Source organism: Bifidobacterium sp. W8114 (assembly GCF_016101165.1).
Taxonomy (GTDB): domain Bacteria; phylum Actinomycetota; class Actinomycetes; order Actinomycetales; family Bifidobacteriaceae; genus Bombiscardovia; species Bombiscardovia asteroides.
The window spans coordinates 143,699-160,440 of sequence record NZ_JACFRA010000003.1; the positions used below are offsets into that span (position 1 = coordinate 143,699).

Here is a 16,742-nt window from a genome sequence, read left to right on the forward strand (position 1 = left end):
CTGCTAAGACCAGACATAGTGGAAAGGAACAGGATAGACAGCGCAAAGGATGGTGATGCCGATATTGCGCATACAAAAAGAGTCTTGGGTCACTGTCCAAGACTCTGCTGGCGGAGGATACGAGATTCGAACTCGTGAGGGCGTGAACCCAACACGCTTTCCAAGCGTGCGCCATAGACCACTAGGCGAATCCTCCAGGTGCTGCAAAAACCATTGGCTTTCGTAGCGGCACAAAAGAAAACTATAGCATAGGCGGCGGATCTTACCGCTCCTGGCGTGTGGGGTCATTGGAGCCCGATTAGCCTGGGCTCCAATGACCCATGTTCACAACAGATACGGCAGCAGCAGGCCGGTAATCCGGCGCCCGAGCCGTTGGTAACCCTCCTGGCTGTAGTGCAGGCCGTCAGGCATGAAGCGTTCATGTCCCTCTATGAAGGGGCTGATGCCGCTCTGTGCAAACAGATCGACGACCGGGATGCAGTAGCTGGCGCATATCTCCTTCATCCTCTGTACATAGTCCTCCTGCAAAAGATTGCAGGCGTTGTGTTGACGGGTGTTGGGGTAGTTCTTGGTCGGGTGGACGAAGTTGTTCTGCGTGGCCGTAATGATGACCAGGTTCTGTGTGGGATACATCTTCAGCAGACCAGTCAGCATGACATTCAAGGCACCTGAGAATGTATGGCTGTCCGTGCTGTTTTCCTCGCCCAGCGGTACATCATGTTGGAAGTCATTGACTCCGCCGAAGACTACAACATCGTCCGCCTCAGTGTCCATCTGCTCGAACCGTTCGATGAAGGAATCGTCCCTGTCCTCGCAGACGGCGATGCGCGACCCGCAGACACCGTAGTTCCTCACCTTCTTGAAAGGTATGAGCCGCTGGAGGGTCTGGGTCCAGGAGATGCTTTGCCCTCCTGAATCCAGACCGTTATCGCCCCAGGTCGTCGAATCTCCGAAGCAGTTGATGATCTTGTCCTTGAAGTAATCCTCAGACAGCATCATGTCTTGTCTTATTCCCTTTCTTTTTCTTTCCTTGCCTGATCGGGTTTACTTCTGGAATTCGGCCTGGATTTCCTCCAGGGTCTTGCCGTTGGTCTCGGGCAGGACGTTCCTGGCGAACCATGCCATGACAAGGCAGAAGAGGGCGAAGATGATGAAGGTCCATGTGGCTCCGATTCCGTTGAGCATGATCGGGAAGCCCTGTCCAACGAAGAAGGAGGCCAAGAACATGGTCAGGGAGCAGAGGGACTGCGCGCGGCCACGAATGCGGGTCGGGAATACCTCAGACATGATGACCCAGGCGCCGCCGCCCCAGGACAGCTCATAGAAAGCGGTGTGGGCGAGAATCCCGATGACGATCAGGATGTTCATGAGCGTGTTGAACTTGCCGATGGAGAAGAAGAGTGCCAGGGCCAGAAGGGCGCCGGCCATGGCCACTGCGCCCCAGGTCAGCAGCTTCTTGCGGCCCAGCTTGTCAATGTAGACCATGAAGATGGCCACAAAGATGATCTTGACCACGCCGATGCCGATGGTTTCGATCAGGGAGGCGTTGGCGCCGATGCCGGTCTTCTGGAAGATGATGGGAGCGTAATACCCGACGGCTATGGTGCCAGTGAGCTGCTGGAAGGCGGCTGCCAGGAGGGCGATGAGCAGGGCGAAGCGGATGCCGGGCTTGAAGAGTTCGCTGAAGAGGCCCTTCTGCTCGGTCTGGACCGTCTTACTGATCAGGTCTACCTCGTCCTTAGCGGATTTGGCGCCGTTCATGCGAGTCAGGACCTTCATGGCCGTCTCGGTGCGGCCCTTTTCGATCAGGTAGCGCGGGCTCTCGGGAATGATAGGCGTCAGGACGAAGAAAATGATTGCGGGAACCATGCCTGAGCCGAACATGAACCGCCAGCCCCAGGCGTTGTTCCAGTCAGGCGGGTTCAGGTTGGCAATGGTGGCATTGACTATGTAGACCACGGTCATGCCGATGGCGAAGGCCAGCTGGTTGGCGCTGACCAGAGTCCCGCGGATCCTGGCTGGTGCAACCTCGGAAATGTAGAGCGGGACGATGGTCGAGGCCATGCCGATGGCGATGCCGGATAGGATGCGGCCGATGATCAGTACCGTCACCGTCGGCGAGACGGCCATGGTCAGGCTGGAGAGTGTGAAGAGGAGGCCCGCAACGATCATGACGGGTTTACGGCCTACATGGTCGCTCATCCAGCCGGCGATCAGGCACCCGGCCATGGCTCCCAGAGCCAGCACGGCCGACACGAATCCCACCTGGGCCTGGGACAGTTTGAAATGTACCGAGAAGAAACTGATGGCACCGGATATAACACCCTGGTCGTATCCGAAAAGCGAACCGCCAATGGCTGCTATCAGTACGACGAATATGACATATTTGGAACCGCTGGTTTCCTTTTGCTCTGAGTATCCTGTGCTCACGCTGACTCCTTTATCAGGCATACACTTTCATACACTAAATGTGATATATCTGACATTTTTTAATCTCAGTAGTTGTTGCCAGACTTTGCACTCATAAAGGAGTCAGCGTGAACAGGGATTGAAGAACCTACTTGATCTGATCCATGGAAAGGCCAAGTGCCTCGGCCACCCGCTGGCCATAGTCAGGGTCGGCCTGGTAGAACTGCCTGGTCTCAAGGATCTGGATTTCCTGGTCATCAACGGATCCCAGGTTGTTCTTGATGGTCTGGATCAGACGGTCCTTCTCTTCCGGACTCATCAGCCTGTATAGACGGCCGGCCGCGGAGTAGTAGTCCTTGTCATAGGGGCGGGAATATTCGGTTTGCCCTTGGACGGCATCGCCGTGCATACGGGCATCGTTATCCTCCACGGGGCCGCCCTTGCTGTTGGGCTCGTAGTTGACTGATCCGTCCTGCCCCTGGGACATGAACCCATCCCGCTCGTAGTTGTGGACCTCGTTGACCGGTCGGTTGATGGGCAGCTGTTCGTAGTTGGCGCCCAGACGGTAACGCTCTGCGTCCTTGTATCCGAACAAGCGGCCCTGCAGCAGCTTGTCGGGCGAGGGCTCGATGCCGGGAACGAAGTTGGCGGGGGAGAAGGCCGCCTCCTCCACATCATCAAAATAGTTGGTCGGGTTGGTGTCCAGCACGAACTCGCCTATTTCAATGCGCGGATAGTCCTTCTTGGAGACCACCTTGGTCACGTCGAAGATATCGTCCTTATAGTCCAGGCCCTCCTGGTAGGGCAGGATCTGCACGCAGACCTTCCACTTCGGGTAGTCGCCCCGGTCGATGGCATCGTAGAGATCATGCAGGAGGAAGTCCGTGTCCTCGGAGGCGACCTTGGCGGCGGTCTCGTCGGTCATGTTCTTTACGCCCTGCTCGCTCAGGAAGTGGTACTTGACCCAGAACTGCTCGCCCTTGGCATTGACCCACTTGAAGGTGTGGCTTCCGTAGCCGTTCATGTTCCGATAGCTGGCCGGGTTGCCCCTGTCGCCCATCAGGTAGGTCACCTGATGTACCGACTCGGGGGAGTGCGACCAGAAGTCCCACTGCATCTCCTGGCTGCGCAGGTGGGTGGCGGGGTCGCGCTTCTGCGAGTGGATGAAGTCGGGGAACTTCAGGGGGTCGTTGACGAAGAATACTGGGGTGTTGTTGCCCACTACGTCATAGTTGCCCTCCTGCGTGTAGAAGCGCAGGGCGAAGCCGCGGACGTCGCGCAGGGTGTCGGGATAGCCGGATTCACCGGCCACCTGGGAGAAGCGCAACAGGATGGGCGTGGTCTTGCCGGCTCCTTTGAATACGTCGGCCTTGGTGTAGGCGCTCATGTCCTTGTTCAAGGTGAAGGTTCCCTTGGCTCCAGCCCCCTTGGCGTGTACTACGCGCTCTGGTATGCGCTCGCGGTTGAAGTGGGCCAGCTTTTCGAGAAGCTGGTAGTCCTGCATGAGGATGGGTCCGCGGGTGCCCGCCGTCTGGCTATGGTTGTTGTCTGCCCAGGGCTGCCCTTCGTTGGTGGTGAGTTTGTCGTTCATATCTGCTCGATTCCTCTTACATCTATGATTTTTGCGATCGACGGTCCCATGCGAGCCAGGTCTGTGAACCTGTTTCTGGTCGGCCGTCCGGTCGCTGATAGCAAGACCCTTGATAAAATCCTGCTATCATCCACCGTATCTGACAGGAAAGGGAGTTGGTGGATATGCGCGCTGAGCGAGAGTCAGATATCTCACTAATCAAGCCAGTGCTTTATGAACCCTAAGGGTGATGGGTCTGATGCAGAAAGAATTATAGGAAAGCCGCCGGCACTGCCTCATTCATTCGGCAAACGGCGGCGGCTCTCATCAGGGCATTGGCGCTCAGAGCATCTGTATCAGTTCGCCCACATCCTGGATGACCAGTTGGAGGTTGAGCCCGGTCAGGACGGCTACGACAATCCAGGCCAGGAAGACCATCCATCGAGGGTTGGCGTACTTGCCCATGATCTTCTTGGAGGAGGTGAACCAGACCAAGGGGATCATGGATATGGGCAGGGCCACGCACAGGAAGACCTGGGAGTAAACCAGCAGGCTATCCAGGGCGGACTCCTTGCCGCCGAAGGCTATGGTGCAGATAAGCACCGGGATGATGGAGATTACACGGGTGACCAGCCTGCGCAGCCAGAGAGGAATCCTCATGCGGATGAAGCCCTCCATGACGATTTGCCCGGTCAGGGTGCCGGTGATGGTCGAGTTCTGGCCTGAGGCCAGCAGGGCTACGGCGAAGAGGGTGGAGAGCAGCCCGGAGGCGACCGGCCCGGCGATGGTCTTGTCGCCAAGGGCGTTGTAGAGGGCCGTGAAGGTATCCAGCCCCTCGCCATGTCCGAAGAACATGGCCGCACCCAGCACCAGCAGCAGGCAGTTGACTACGAAGGCGGCGGACAGCTGGATGTTGGAATCCCAGGTGGCGAAGCGGACCGCGTTGGCAACCTGACGGTCATCGCTTCGGTCGAAGTCGCGGGTCTGGACGATGGATGAGTGCAGGTAGAGGTTGTGGGGCATGACCGTGGCGCCCACGATGCCCAGAGCCATGGTCAGCTGGCCGTTGCCCAGGATGGCCTTGTCGGGGATGAAGCCGCGGAAGACCGCGGGCAGGTCGGGTCTTGCCAGGAAGACCTCGTAGAGAAAGACCGCCATGATGACCAGGATCAGTGTGGCCACGATGGCCTCGATGCGTCTGAAGCCGATCTTGGTCAGCAGCAGGAGGATGAGCACATCCAGGACGGTCAGCGTTACGCCTAGGATCAGCGGAATGCCGAAGAGCAGTTTCAGGGCGATGGCCCCGCCGATCACCTCCGCGATGTCGGTGGCCATCACAGCCAGCTCCGTACAGATCCAGAGGGCGAAGCTGAGCCGACGGCTGGTGTGCTGGCGGGTGGCCTGCGCCAGATCCAGACCGGTCACGATTCCCAGCTTGGCCGACATGTACTGCAGCATCATGGCGATCAGGCTGGAGATGAGGATGACGCTCATGAGCAGGTAGCCGTACTGGGCGCCGCCGCCGATGGAGGTGATCCAGTTGCCTGGGTCCATGTAGCCGACTGCCACCAGAGCGCCAGGGCCGGAGAAAGCTGCCAGGTTCTTCCAGAAGGAGCTGGTCGAGTTGGGCACGGAGATCGTGGCGTTGATCTCCTCCAGGGAGCGTCCGTTGGCCGTTTCGATGATGGGATGGGATTGGTGCTGCCGACCGGATGGCGGATTCCTGACTTCGGATCCGGCTGGACTGGCGGACCCTGAAGCGGGTCGGGTCTTAGTGTTCGGCATGTCACCTTCCTTGTTTCTGGACCTTGGCGGTCGTACGGCTGGCTATAGACTTCGACCCTTCGAAGTCTAATGGCGCTTGACGAAGAATACCAGAGGTGATCTGTGACAATGTCGAAATATGCCTGCTGGGTTACCTGCGGGTCGTGCCATGGAGCTGTGCTATAGACTGTGGAACATGGGAATTGCCGAACTGTCCTCCAGCGCCCAGGATTATCTCAAGGTCATCTGGGATCTTCAGGAATGGGACAAGGGGCCTGTCCAGCCCACTGCGGTGGCCGACAGGACGGGCATGAAACAGTCGACGGTATCAGGCGCGCTGGGCCGTCTGGTCGATGCCGGTCTGGTCACCCACAGGCCTTACGGCAAGGTCGAGCTGACCGAGACCGGTCGTCGCTACGCGGTCACCATGGTCCGGCGCCACAGACTGCTGGAGACCTTTCTGGTGCAGGTCCTCGGTTACGGCTGGGATGAGGTGCATGAGGAGGCTGACAGCCTTGAGCACGCCGTCTCCGATAAAATGATCGACCGCATTGACGACTATCTGGGACACCCCACAGCTGATCCACATGGTGATTTCATACCCTCGGCCGCAGGGAATCTCCCCCCTATGCCCACAACTACAAGGCCCCTTTCAGAAGTATCCTCCGGTTCGACGGTACGTGTGCAACGAGTCAGCGATGAGGATTCACGAATACTGCGCACGCTCGGCAATTACCATATAGGACCTGGCTGTCTGGTGTGGGTGGAAAGTCGGCAGGCTGATGATGAATTAGCCATAAGTCGGACGGATATGCCTTCCACAACCAGCTCCACTTCGGGGGACTTCCTAGTGCTGTCCAAAAAGGAGGCCGCACTGATTCAGGTCAGTCTTGACTGAGCAAAGAACCACTCGGTGATTTGTCGTACTGAACAGCGTTACTGTTCACTGAGGTCGGCCTCGTGCTGTCTGTGCGCTATGCGAGTAAATAGCCATCGGGTTATTGCTGGAGATATTTCAGGAGTTCTTCGTGAGTTGGATCCGTCTGTAATTTTCTGCGATACAGCATGATGAGTGCATGACTGTAGCGACTTTATTGGATAAATAACATATAGCGAAGTGTGGTGTGAGTATTTCTTGGGATTATGAAACTTATGGGTAATAGCGAGTTACATATCAGAACTGCGTACCACGCTCAAGTTACTATTAACCACATGCAGAAGCTATTTGAAACCGGACCTGATATCTGGAAGCAACTTAATGGCTTGAGCAAACGGCAGTGTCGTTTGATTATTTCCGCAGTCAACTACCATTCATTGATGCAGCCCAACCGAGAACTCCTCTATCGGATCTACATGGGTGAGGACTGGCAGTATCCCCGCTTAACCGATACCTCGACCCTGAATGGTTCGCTGACCAAGGATGCTGGTCTTAAACCAATGATTGAGTTCAAAGCCAGGTCAGTATCCAAACCCAAGACGGCCTTCACACCTCATTACTTTGACCTGCATCATCAGATAGTCGACTGGAATGAGCGCTACATACTTTTGACTCCGGACGATGCTACAGATATGACGGTCAAGAGTCGGCATCTATCATCCCGACTGCCTATGCGAAACCAGATTTACAATTACTGTGAGTTCCATTTCCCTCTGCTGTTCGATCAAATACGTGAACTGCTCAGGAAGATTCGTGAAAAGGCGAGCTATAAAGATATTCGAGTATATCATCCTGAATCAATTAACGAGTTGTTCGCTCATAAGGCCATACATCACCCCTATCAGCCTGTTGAACCAAGCCAACCGGATTCTTCGGCTCCCAAAGCTGTAATCATAGCCATGCATTGGCTACAGCCCGGAGGAGCTGAGCGTTGGGCCATGGAAACAGTGGCTCTTGCCCGTAAGGCAGGGTTCTTGCCTATCGTCATTACCAATAATGACAGTCATCAACCTTGGATTGTAAGTAAGGACTTGGATGATGCCCTCGTCATTAATCTAACTTTTCCGGCACAAGATAGCATTGGCGACGTACCGCTGCTCAGGGCATTGTTTGAGCAATACAATATTCGCGGAGTTATGATTCATCACAATCAGTGGATGTACGACCGTCTCTGGTGGATTAAGCGGTATTATCCGAGTACGTTCATTGTTGATTCTTTGCATATTCTTGAATACCACGATCGGGGTGGGTACCCGAACCAAAGCGTGAGCCGCGACCCATATATTGATTTGCACCATGTCATTTCACCCCAGTTGCAAAATTGGTTGGTAAAGCGTCATGGAATAGCAGAGGAAAAAGTGGTCATGGCACCTTTGGTCGGTCTAACCGCCGACCAAATGCATCCGAGGTATAAGGATCGGGTGCAGCGGGATGTCTTCCACGTGGCCTTCGTAGGGAGAATGACCAGGCAGAAGCGACCTGAGGCTTTTATCAACGTTGCCAGAACACTAGAACGTCATCATCCCGGCTGTTTCCGATTCATCATGCATGGCAGTGGCGATATGGATTCGGAAGTGTCCAAGCTTCTCAAGAAGTACGGCCTGGATAATGCCGTAGAGCGCCGTGATGTCTCTCGGCCGGTTTCCGAAACTTATGATTGGGCAGATGCCCTGCTCGTTACTTCGATTAACGAAGGCATTACCCTTACGACCATTGAGGCCATCAGTCGGGGTATGCCTGTGTTGAGCGCCGATGTCGGCTCACAGTCGACCTTGGTTCCATCTCAGGGGCTGTTGCCACGACAATCGCTGGAGCTGGTCAGGCAGGCTGATCGATCCTTGCGACGGATGGATGATAGTGAAGAGGACCGCAGGCGGTTGTGGGAGGTTGAGCTGGAAAGGCTCCAGGAGTTTTCGAGGAAGGAATCAGCTGACTCCTTCTTCACGCGAATGTTGGGAGAATGGGCAAAGTGATAAATACTCCAGTTAACCAGCAGAATGTGGCCGCCGTTGTTGTCACTTTCAACCGTCTTGCGAAATTGAAGAAGGTACTTGCCTCCTTGGAGGCGCAGACCCTTCTGCCCAAGGCCCTGATCATCGTAGACAATGCTTCGACGGACGGGACAGCGGATTACTTGGATGAATATAAGAATTCATTTCCGCTAGAGGGCAGGACAGAACTTCGTATTGTCACTCTGGCGGAAAATGTCGGTGGGGCTGGTGGTTTCTCTGCGGGCATGCGCGAGGGATACCGAATGGGTGCGGATTACGTCTGGATTTTCGATGACGATGGCTATCCCGCCCCGGACGCCTTGGAGAAATTGCTTCAGGGATATGAGCGTGCCGCTACGGCCTTCAGCCCAGATATTCCCTTTGCGTGCTCCTTGATCAAATATATTGACGGAACCATCTCGGAAATGAACAATCCTGAGCCAACCTGGGATTGGGGCAGGCTCCGGGCTATGGGGCTTAGGGATCTTGTGCTGATCAATCAGGCATCTTTTGTATCAGTACTCATACCACGTTGGGTCATGGAGGCTTACGGTCTGCCCTACAAGGAGTACTTCATCTGGTTTGACGATGCCGAATATACACGGCGCATCAGTGGAGACTGCCCCGGAGTTCAGGTTCTCGATAGCGTAGTGGTGCACGATATGGGCGAGAACAAGGGAGTCAATTTCTCGATGATCAACGAGAAGAATGCCTGGAAATTCGCCTATGGTATTCGCAATCAGGGATCTTATAGATTGCATCACAAGAGTCTGGTGCATTATTTGCTCTTCTGCGCCCAGGTTAGGTATGCCATGCGCTCTGGGGGAGTTGATAAGAAGTTGCGTTGCCAAATGTACAAGAAGATGGTCGAAGCAATACGGTTCAACCCTTCGATTGATTATCCGCAACTATAAGCGGTCCAGAGGGGATTTACATGGCTTTGGTGGAGAAAAGAGCGCGATTCGGCAAAACGCGATGTCTTTTGTCTGTGGGCATTGGAATCCTTGCGGCCCAATCCCTGACGTTTAGGAACGTGGATTCTTCGGCTTTCGATAATTTCGGCAATCTGGCGGCACTAGGCTTAGACTCCATTGCCCAGGTTGGCCAGGTGGGTTCTGTTGCACTTGCCGTGGGAATAGGGTTTTTATTTTACAAACTTTATCCTGAATTTGAAAAAGCAGAAAGGCGGAATCGTCTAACGGCTTCCATCGTTGCCTGCTTTTTGGCTTTCACTGTTGTTCTCCCTCGGCTAATGAAGCAGGCAATCACGCCTTTTAACTCCTATCCAAACTATTTGGGCGGTGTACCTCGATGGCAAGAACCTATTTTTTGGTTGGTGGCACTTGTTCAAGTGTTGTCTATAGGTTCCGCACTTGCTGTCGGCATCTGTTGGTTAATGCACAAGGCGGCTGATTTAGGTGAATCCGGAAAACCCGAGGATGGGGATGCCATTACTACTCCAGGGCACGACAGTATCTGGGGAAGAGGGGCCCGACTATTTGATGGTGCATCTGGTCATTTGGTTTTAGCCACTGTTGCCATGGTCCTTTGTTGGACACCAATGCTAATAATCCAGGGGCCCGCGAAACTTGGCCTTGACACTATGGTCCAATTGATCCAGTTTCGTACCGATCATGTCTGGGATCCCATAATGATGGTTGAATTGCCAGGGTATGCGGGACAGGATCATCATCCTTTTGCGGATACCTACTTGTATGGGTTTTTTGATGAGCTTGGATTGTGGCTTGGCCATGAGATTCTCGGCTTTTGCATTCTGATTGTGCTGCAAAGTATTGCAACCGCATTCGCTCTTGTGGTGTCTTTCATCTGGCTTAGAAAGCGCACTAATCTTCCGGACTCCTGTGTCTGCATCTGCTGGTGTCTAGCGGCTTTTTTGCCGGCTTTCCCCATGTATATGAGCACTATAGTCAAGGACTCGACCTGGATTCCACTCTTCTTGTTGTGGCTTGTTGCTTTTTTCGAAGCTCTCTATCGATGCGGCAATCATCAAGCGATCGGTTGGAAACTGGTGACGTGCCTGATAGTGCTGGGTGTGCTTTCTGGACTAACTAAAAAAACTGGTATTTACGTCACAACCCTGTCGCTCTTATTGCTAATAATTTTTCTTAGAAAACAAATCATTTCCTTGTTTCTGTCTATGTTAGTCCCAGCTGTGCTGGTGATGGGATTTGTGCCGATGGTGGTCCTTCCTGCCTTGGACATCGCACCTGGAGGGCCTCAAGAGGCTCTTTCTGTTCCAATTCAACAGCTGTCGAAAGTAGCAATGGTCCATAAAGATGAATTGTCCGAATCTGACCGACAGGCAATCGATAAAGTTGTGGACATTAAGCGTATGGAGCCGCAATGGAGGGACAGCTCAGCCGATTACGCCAAGCATTATGGGTACAAGATAAATTCGAGCTCTGAAGACAGGATACAATTCATCAAGACGTGGGTCCGGCTTTTCTTCCATTACCCCAAGGATTACATTGCCGCAGTACCGTACTTGGTAGATTCATTTGTTTTTGGTGATACCTATTATTACAGCGGCCCTGTGCGTTGTGGTTGGTGGGAAGCCGGTGGCTATAAGATACTTCCGGGGTACTCTGAATGCAAGCCCAGTTATACGCAGGAAAAGATCGGCATTCCTTTAAATGATGCTTTGAATAAGCTACCCCCATTCTCCTTCCTGGGCAGTGAAGCTTTATATACGGTATGGCTGCCTCTGATGGCTATGGCGCTTGTTGTGGCGAACAAACGGTACCGGAACATGCTGTATCTAATTCCCAGCGTTGTGAACTGGTGCAGTCTGCTGCTATTGGCTGCGAGTAGTTCCAGATATTCGCTCTGTTTTCTTTTCATGTTTGCGCTGACGATTGCAGTGCCATTCGTCAAAGTGGAACGTCATGAGTTGCATCTTGAGCAGGCAGCACCAGCTAAAAGATGACCTATCAGCTCTTATGGTCAGGTCCTTGAATTCGTTGAACCTTGCCAATGACGAGATTCCGCAAAGGGTGGGCAAGCATTCGGTCAACGAGCATGGCTATTGCATCAAGAACTGCAAAGGTCAACAGGCCAGTGATTACGAAAATCAGGATTAGGCTTATTTTGCCTGATATGTTTGGTAGCCAAGAGGCGACGACACCCCAGATGAATCGGAAACCGAATGTGTTCTCATGCAGGAGGTAGACACCGAAAGTCCCTGCTGAAACCTGCAGTAGGAAAGTGCTCCATCTGTGCGGGAGGCGGAGCTGCGGAAGCCGACAGGCTGCCACAAAAAGGCAAAATGCAATGCAGATAGGCAGTATTTGCAGGCCCTCATGGATTTGTGCCGTCCAGGTCAGTCTCTGTGCCCAGTATGATTCCGACAAGACAAAATGATTGAACCCCAGCATGAGTGCTGTGCATAAGACCGTGCAGATGGCCAGCGCACCATTTGATATGGCGTGCAACGAATCTCGGTAGGTCTGGATATAAGCGCCGATGATGTATCCCAGAACGGCATATACTACGTTGTTCCAGTGATTGGCTCTGCCGAAAAACAGGGGCCATGTACCGATGAACATGAGAAGAGCGATCAGCGCAAGAATCTGCTTCCGGGACATGTGCGCATATACGGTATTGATAAATGGACTAAGAAGCAGCATGAGAATATATGCATCTATAAACCAGTAGCTGTTGTACAAAAATGGGAATAAACTCCATAGGACTGTATCCAGGGTCTGGGAACCAGATAGCAGCTCATTGGTGCCAAAGGGCAGGGGTCGGAATTGCTTGGCAATGATTGCAATTACCAGGCATAGAGCTGCATAGAGAAACATCTGGAACCAGGTCGAGAAAATTCGCCGCCATGAAAACTGCTTCTTGACAAGGAAATATCCTGAGATCATAAAGAAGATTGAAACGCCAACCTGACCGTACTGTACGATGGTGAAGCTGATCGCGGATTTCCATCCTGGAAACATGGGTAACACGATGCGTGAGGTGCCGTTGGTGAAATCAACGTGGATGATCATATGACAATAGACGACCAGCAGCATTGCCAATATGCGCAGGAGTTCGATATTGAGGTTGCGGGCTGATCGGCCTGTTACCTTATCCGGTTGAGACATCACTATGATCTCCCGTCGAGCTGACATGAATATGTCACAGGATAATGCTTGGTGCCTACCTGAAGCAGTGACTGAAAAGTGTCAACAAGCCGTTGTTATTTGTGAGGATGCAGAGATGGAAGGATATCTTTCACGGCTGTTTGGTAGTCTGTACGTTTGTGAGAAGCATCGTAGATAGATTACGCCAGCGATACCACTATTCGTTGGTTATCCTGCGTGAACTTGTCAAGACCGATTTCAAGCTCAGGTATCAGGGATCCTTCCTTGGCGTGGCCTGGTCGGTCCTGCAGCCCTTGATGCTCTTCGTGGTCATGTATCTGGTCTTCGCCAAATTCCTCAGGATGACCGATGGCACGCCGACCTATCCCGTCGTGCTGCTTCTGGGCATCAGCTCCTGGCAGTTCTTCAACGAGTCAACTTCCATAGGCCTGCGTTCTATTGTGGATCGTGGCGACCTCCTGCGTAAGGTGCATTTCCCCAATTACATTGTGGTCGTGTCGGCCACCATGGGGGCGCTGATCAGTTACGGCATCAACCTGATCGTGGTTCTCATCTTTGCCATCTTCTGCCGGGTGCATTTCACTTGGAGGGTTCTGTTGCTGCCCATTAGCGTATTCCAGCTGTATATTCTGGCTTTGGGCTTCACGCTGATCATGGCTACCATGTACGTCTACTTCCGTGATGTGTCGCATATCTGGGACGTTTTGCAACAGGTGATCTTCTATTCCATTCCTGTCATCTATCCTCTGACAGCGGTGTCGGGAATCCACCATTGGTGGGGCCCCGTCGTAGCCAAGCTGCTCCTGCTCAACCCCATTGCGCAATCCATCCAGGATATCCGGCATTCGTTCATCGCTCCGGAAACCACTCCGACTGTGTGGAATCAGGTCGGCAATCCATACATAACCATGATCCCCATCCTGCTCACCGTGATCATGGTGGTGCTGGGTGTATGCGTATTCCGTAAGTACAATCACAAATTCGCCGAGGTGATGTGATGAGCAAGGCTGGGGAAGCAATCCGTCAGAAAAAAGACGATCGGCCCGTGGTCCTGTCAGTGGAGCATGTGGACAAGGTCTTCCGGCTGCCTACCGAACAAGCCACAGGACTCAAACAGGCCTTTATCAACTGGACCCGAGGAATCAAGGGATACAAGGAGCAGCAGGTGCTGCAGGACGTGTCCTTCCAGGTGCGCCGGGGCGACTTTTTCGGAATTGTCGGACGCAATGGCAGCGGCAAGTCAACCCTGCTCAAGCTGATTTCGGGCATCTACTATCCTGAGCGCGGCCATATCTCTTATACAGGCAAACTGGTGCCCTTTATCGAATTGGGCGTGGGCTTCAACCCGGAGCTGACTGGTCGCGAGAACGTCTACTTGAACGGAGCGCTGCTGGGATTCACCCGCAGCGAGGTCGATGACATGTACGATGACATCGTGGATTTCGCTGAGCTGGGCGAGTTCATGGATCAGAAACTGAAGAACTACTCCAGCGGCATGCAGGTGCGCCTGGCTTTTTCCGTGGCCATCAAGGCCCAAGGCGACATACTGATCCTGGACGAGGTCCTGGCGGTCGGCGATGAGGCCTTCCAGCGTAAATGCGATGATTACTTCACCGAAGTCAAGAAGGATCCCAGCAAGACGGTCATCCTCGTCACCCATGACATGGGCGCCGTGAAGAAGTACTGCGACAGGGCAATCCTGATCAAAGATGGCCATGTGGTGATCAACGGCGACAAGGATGATGTAGCCAATCGATACACCTTGGAGAATCTTAAGAATACGGACCAACAGTCCGATAATGATAAGTTGGGTGAGAACGAGTATCCAACTGGTCTTAGCGCCCAGGTCCCCACCCTGCGTTCCTACCCGGTATCATCGTCGGTCTGCAAGAGTTCAGATATCCTCCGCTTCGATGTGGAATACGAATGTGCACAATATGACCATCTCTATATGGCTATTGCCATGCACGACACCCGACGCGGCGGTATTGCCTATGACACAGGTTCCATTCCTTTGAAAGGTTGTGGTCATCGAATAGTGCATTGCTCGATGCCATTGAACATTTTCAACAATGGCGAGTTCCGTCTTGTCGTTTCCTTGCGCGTCAATGATTCCGGACAGACGGATAAAGATGCTCCAACGCAGATGATTGCATTTACTAGCGATGAAAATTCGTGTGTCTTTGCTATTCGTGACAAGCGGAATAGGGACTATGCGATGCTGAGCGATCGCGGTCTGCAAATCAAAGTGCTGGGCGGGGAATCCCTATAGCTGATTGTCATGTGTGCCTCTTTCTCAAAAGTCGGGAATTTATAGGCTGATATGGGCCGAGCAAGCATGGATACTTCTGATAAGGTCTGCTCTCTAATCCTGATTGCCGACGTATAGGGTTGCGTACATTGTCTGATTGCTTATGGTTCCTGCTGACCTCTATACCTTTGGCCTTTATGCCAGAGCTTCAGTGAGAATGCCGTCATTATGGTTTCGTGGTGTGGATGTGCAAGGTTCCCATGAATGTGTGAAGGATTTATCAGTGGGCACGAGCTGACCCAGGTCTGGTTTGGCATGTCTGGCATTGTCATTGGCTTCGAACTCGCTCATTGCCGACCTCTACATTGAGACAAGCAGTACGAATTTGAAAAATATTGGAAAATATTTGTTTTATTCATAAGGTTCCCATGTGCAGTGAGCCGAATGTATGATCGATCTCGGTAGGATTAATGCAGAGAATAATGGTAATTCCGTCACCGTAGCACGTGAGAGTTCCTGTGACTTGGCAGTATAGGCCACAGATTGATACATCTATGCGTTGCTCTCAGACGAGTGGGAACGGGTACTTGGTGATGAGCGAGGGTAAGAAGTTTGAGCGTCATGCGGACAGAGTCGGCGGCTGTGAATCAAGCGGTCCCTCATGCCTGATGGTGACGGGGGGTGCCGGATTCATCGGCACGAATTTTGTGCGCTATGTGCTGGCCCGGCATCCCGACACGCACATCGTGGTGTACGATCTGCTCACCTATGCAGCCAAGATGGACAACCTCCATGGCCTTATTCCCGATCGGATCGACATGGTCCATGCCGATATCTGCGATGCCGAATCCGTGGATCGTGCCATCCGCCGGTTTCGTGTTGATGCCATCGTTAATTTCGCAGCCGAATCGCACAATGACAATTCCATCCAGGATCCGGCGCCCTTTATCAGGACCAATCTCTATGGCACCTATGTTCTGCTGGAGGCGGCCCGTCGCCACGACCTGCGCTTCCATCAGGTGTCCACTGACGAGGTTTTCGGCGATCTCGACTTCGATGATCCGGACCGCTTCACTGAGACCAGCCCCTACCGGCCATCGAGCCCATATTCGGCCACCAAGGCTGGGGCTGACCATCTGGCGCGAGCTTGGTGTCGCACCTATGGGACCCGGGTCACCATCTCCAACTGCTCCAATAACTACGGCCCCTATCAGCACATCGAGAAGTTCATTCCACGGCAGATCACCAACATCCTGTCAGGAATCCGTCCGCGGATTTATGGGCATGGTCGAGCGATCCGGGATTGGATCCACGTGGAGGATGATTGCCGGGCCATTTGGAGCATCCTGGTCCATGGAGCGCCTGGATCGACCTACCTTATCGGCGCGGATGGCGAGTTGAGCAACATGGAGGTGCTCAGGATGATTCTGCGCCTCATGGGGCGCCGGCCCGACGAATTCGATTTAGTGGCAGACCGCCCTGGAGGTGATCGTAGGTATGCCATCGATGCCGGAAAGATACGGCGGGAGCTCGATTGGCAGCCTCTGCACCGAGATTTCGAGCAGGGTCTGGCAGAGACAATCGACTGGTATCGTCGTCACCGCAGGTGGTGGGCGGATGACAAGCAGGCGGTCGAGGCCCGCTATCGGGAACAGGGACACTGATATTTGTGGCTGTACCACCCCTGGATGTAAACTAGCCGGGTTAC

General features: G+C 53.4%; 12 protein-coding genes and 1 tRNA gene. 7 read left to right on the forward strand and 6 right to left on the reverse strand.

Annotated elements, in window-relative coordinates:
- Positions 1–108 precede the first annotated feature (108 nt).
- From H3T89_RS05235 to H3T89_RS05255, 5 genes are all read right to left on the reverse strand, one after another.
- Positions 109–196: transfer RNA gene (locus H3T89_RS05235), tRNA-Ser, on the reverse strand.
- Between the two features lie 128 nt (positions 197–324).
- Positions 325–999 (reverse strand): SGNH/GDSL hydrolase family protein, encoded by a 675-nt coding sequence (locus tag H3T89_RS05240; RefSeq protein ID WP_198203621.1) that lies wholly within the window; start codon positions 997–999, stop codon positions 325–327.
- Between the two features lie 45 nt (positions 1,000–1,044).
- Positions 1,045–2,430 (reverse strand): sugar porter family MFS transporter, encoded by a 1,386-nt coding sequence (locus H3T89_RS05245; protein ID WP_015021297.1) that lies wholly within the window; start codon positions 2,428–2,430, stop codon positions 1,045–1,047.
- Positions 2,431–2,557: 127 nt separating this feature from the next.
- Positions 2,558–4,000 (reverse strand): catalase, encoded by a 1,443-nt coding sequence (locus H3T89_RS05250; RefSeq protein WP_198216428.1) that lies wholly within the window; start codon positions 3,998–4,000, stop codon positions 2,558–2,560.
- A gap of 321 nt (positions 4,001–4,321) precedes the next feature.
- Entirely contained in the window at positions 4,322–5,764 is a 1,443-nt protein-coding gene (locus tag H3T89_RS05255; RefSeq protein WP_232348476.1) for an Nramp family divalent metal transporter, read from the reverse strand.
- 175 nt (positions 5,765–5,939) lie between these two features.
- Here H3T89_RS05255 and H3T89_RS05260 point away from each other — a divergent pair, with 175 nt between their 5' ends.
- The 4 genes from H3T89_RS05260 (at position 5,940) to H3T89_RS05275 (ending at position 11,618) form a co-directional block, all read left to right on the forward strand.
- Complete coding sequence (locus tag H3T89_RS05260; protein ID WP_198216429.1) at positions 5,940–6,641, forward strand: metal-dependent transcriptional regulator; 702 nt, start codon at positions 5,940–5,942, stop codon at positions 6,639–6,641.
- Between the two features lie 254 nt (positions 6,642–6,895).
- Positions 6,896–8,653, forward strand: a complete 1,758-nt coding sequence (locus H3T89_RS05265; protein ID WP_198216430.1) for a glycosyltransferase — start codon at positions 6,896–6,898, stop codon at positions 8,651–8,653.
- On the forward strand, positions 8,641–9,585 hold the full coding sequence (locus H3T89_RS05270) for a glycosyltransferase family 2 protein (protein WP_044090870.1): 945 nt from the start codon (positions 8,641–8,643) through the stop codon (positions 9,583–9,585). Before H3T89_RS05265 ends, H3T89_RS05270 begins: the two co-directional genes overlap by 13 nt.
- Positions 9,586–9,605: 20 nt before the next feature.
- On the forward strand, positions 9,606–11,618 hold the full coding sequence (locus H3T89_RS05275; RefSeq protein WP_198216431.1) for a DUF6020 family protein: 2,013 nt from the start codon (positions 9,606–9,608) through the stop codon (positions 11,616–11,618).
- Positions 11,619–11,622: 4 nt separating this feature from the next.
- Here H3T89_RS05275 and H3T89_RS05280 read toward each other — a convergent pair whose 3' ends face one another.
- On the reverse strand, positions 11,623–12,783 hold the full coding sequence (locus H3T89_RS05280; RefSeq protein ID WP_198216432.1) for an acyltransferase family protein: 1,161 nt from the start codon (positions 12,781–12,783) through the stop codon (positions 11,623–11,625).
- A 158-nt stretch (positions 12,784–12,941) separates the two neighbouring features.
- Here H3T89_RS05280 and H3T89_RS05285 point away from each other — a divergent pair, with 158 nt between their 5' ends.
- From H3T89_RS05285 to rfbB, 3 genes are all read left to right on the forward strand, one after another.
- Positions 12,942–13,781, forward strand: coding sequence for an ABC transporter permease (locus H3T89_RS05285; protein WP_033511263.1), 840 nt, complete (start codon positions 12,942–12,944; stop codon positions 13,779–13,781).
- Positions 13,781–15,055, forward strand: coding sequence for an ABC transporter ATP-binding protein (locus H3T89_RS05290; RefSeq protein ID WP_110416795.1), 1,275 nt, complete (start codon positions 13,781–13,783; stop codon positions 15,053–15,055). The genes H3T89_RS05285 and H3T89_RS05290 overlap by 1 nt, the downstream gene beginning before the upstream one ends.
- Before the next feature lie 572 nt (positions 15,056–15,627).
- Positions 15,628–16,698 carry a dTDP-glucose 4,6-dehydratase gene (gene rfbB, locus H3T89_RS05295; RefSeq protein WP_110416796.1) on the forward strand — a complete coding sequence of 357 codons (1,071 nt, stop codon included), beginning with the start codon at positions 15,628–15,630 and terminating at the stop codon, positions 16,696–16,698.
- The last annotated feature ends 44 nt before the right edge of the window (positions 16,699–16,742 follow it).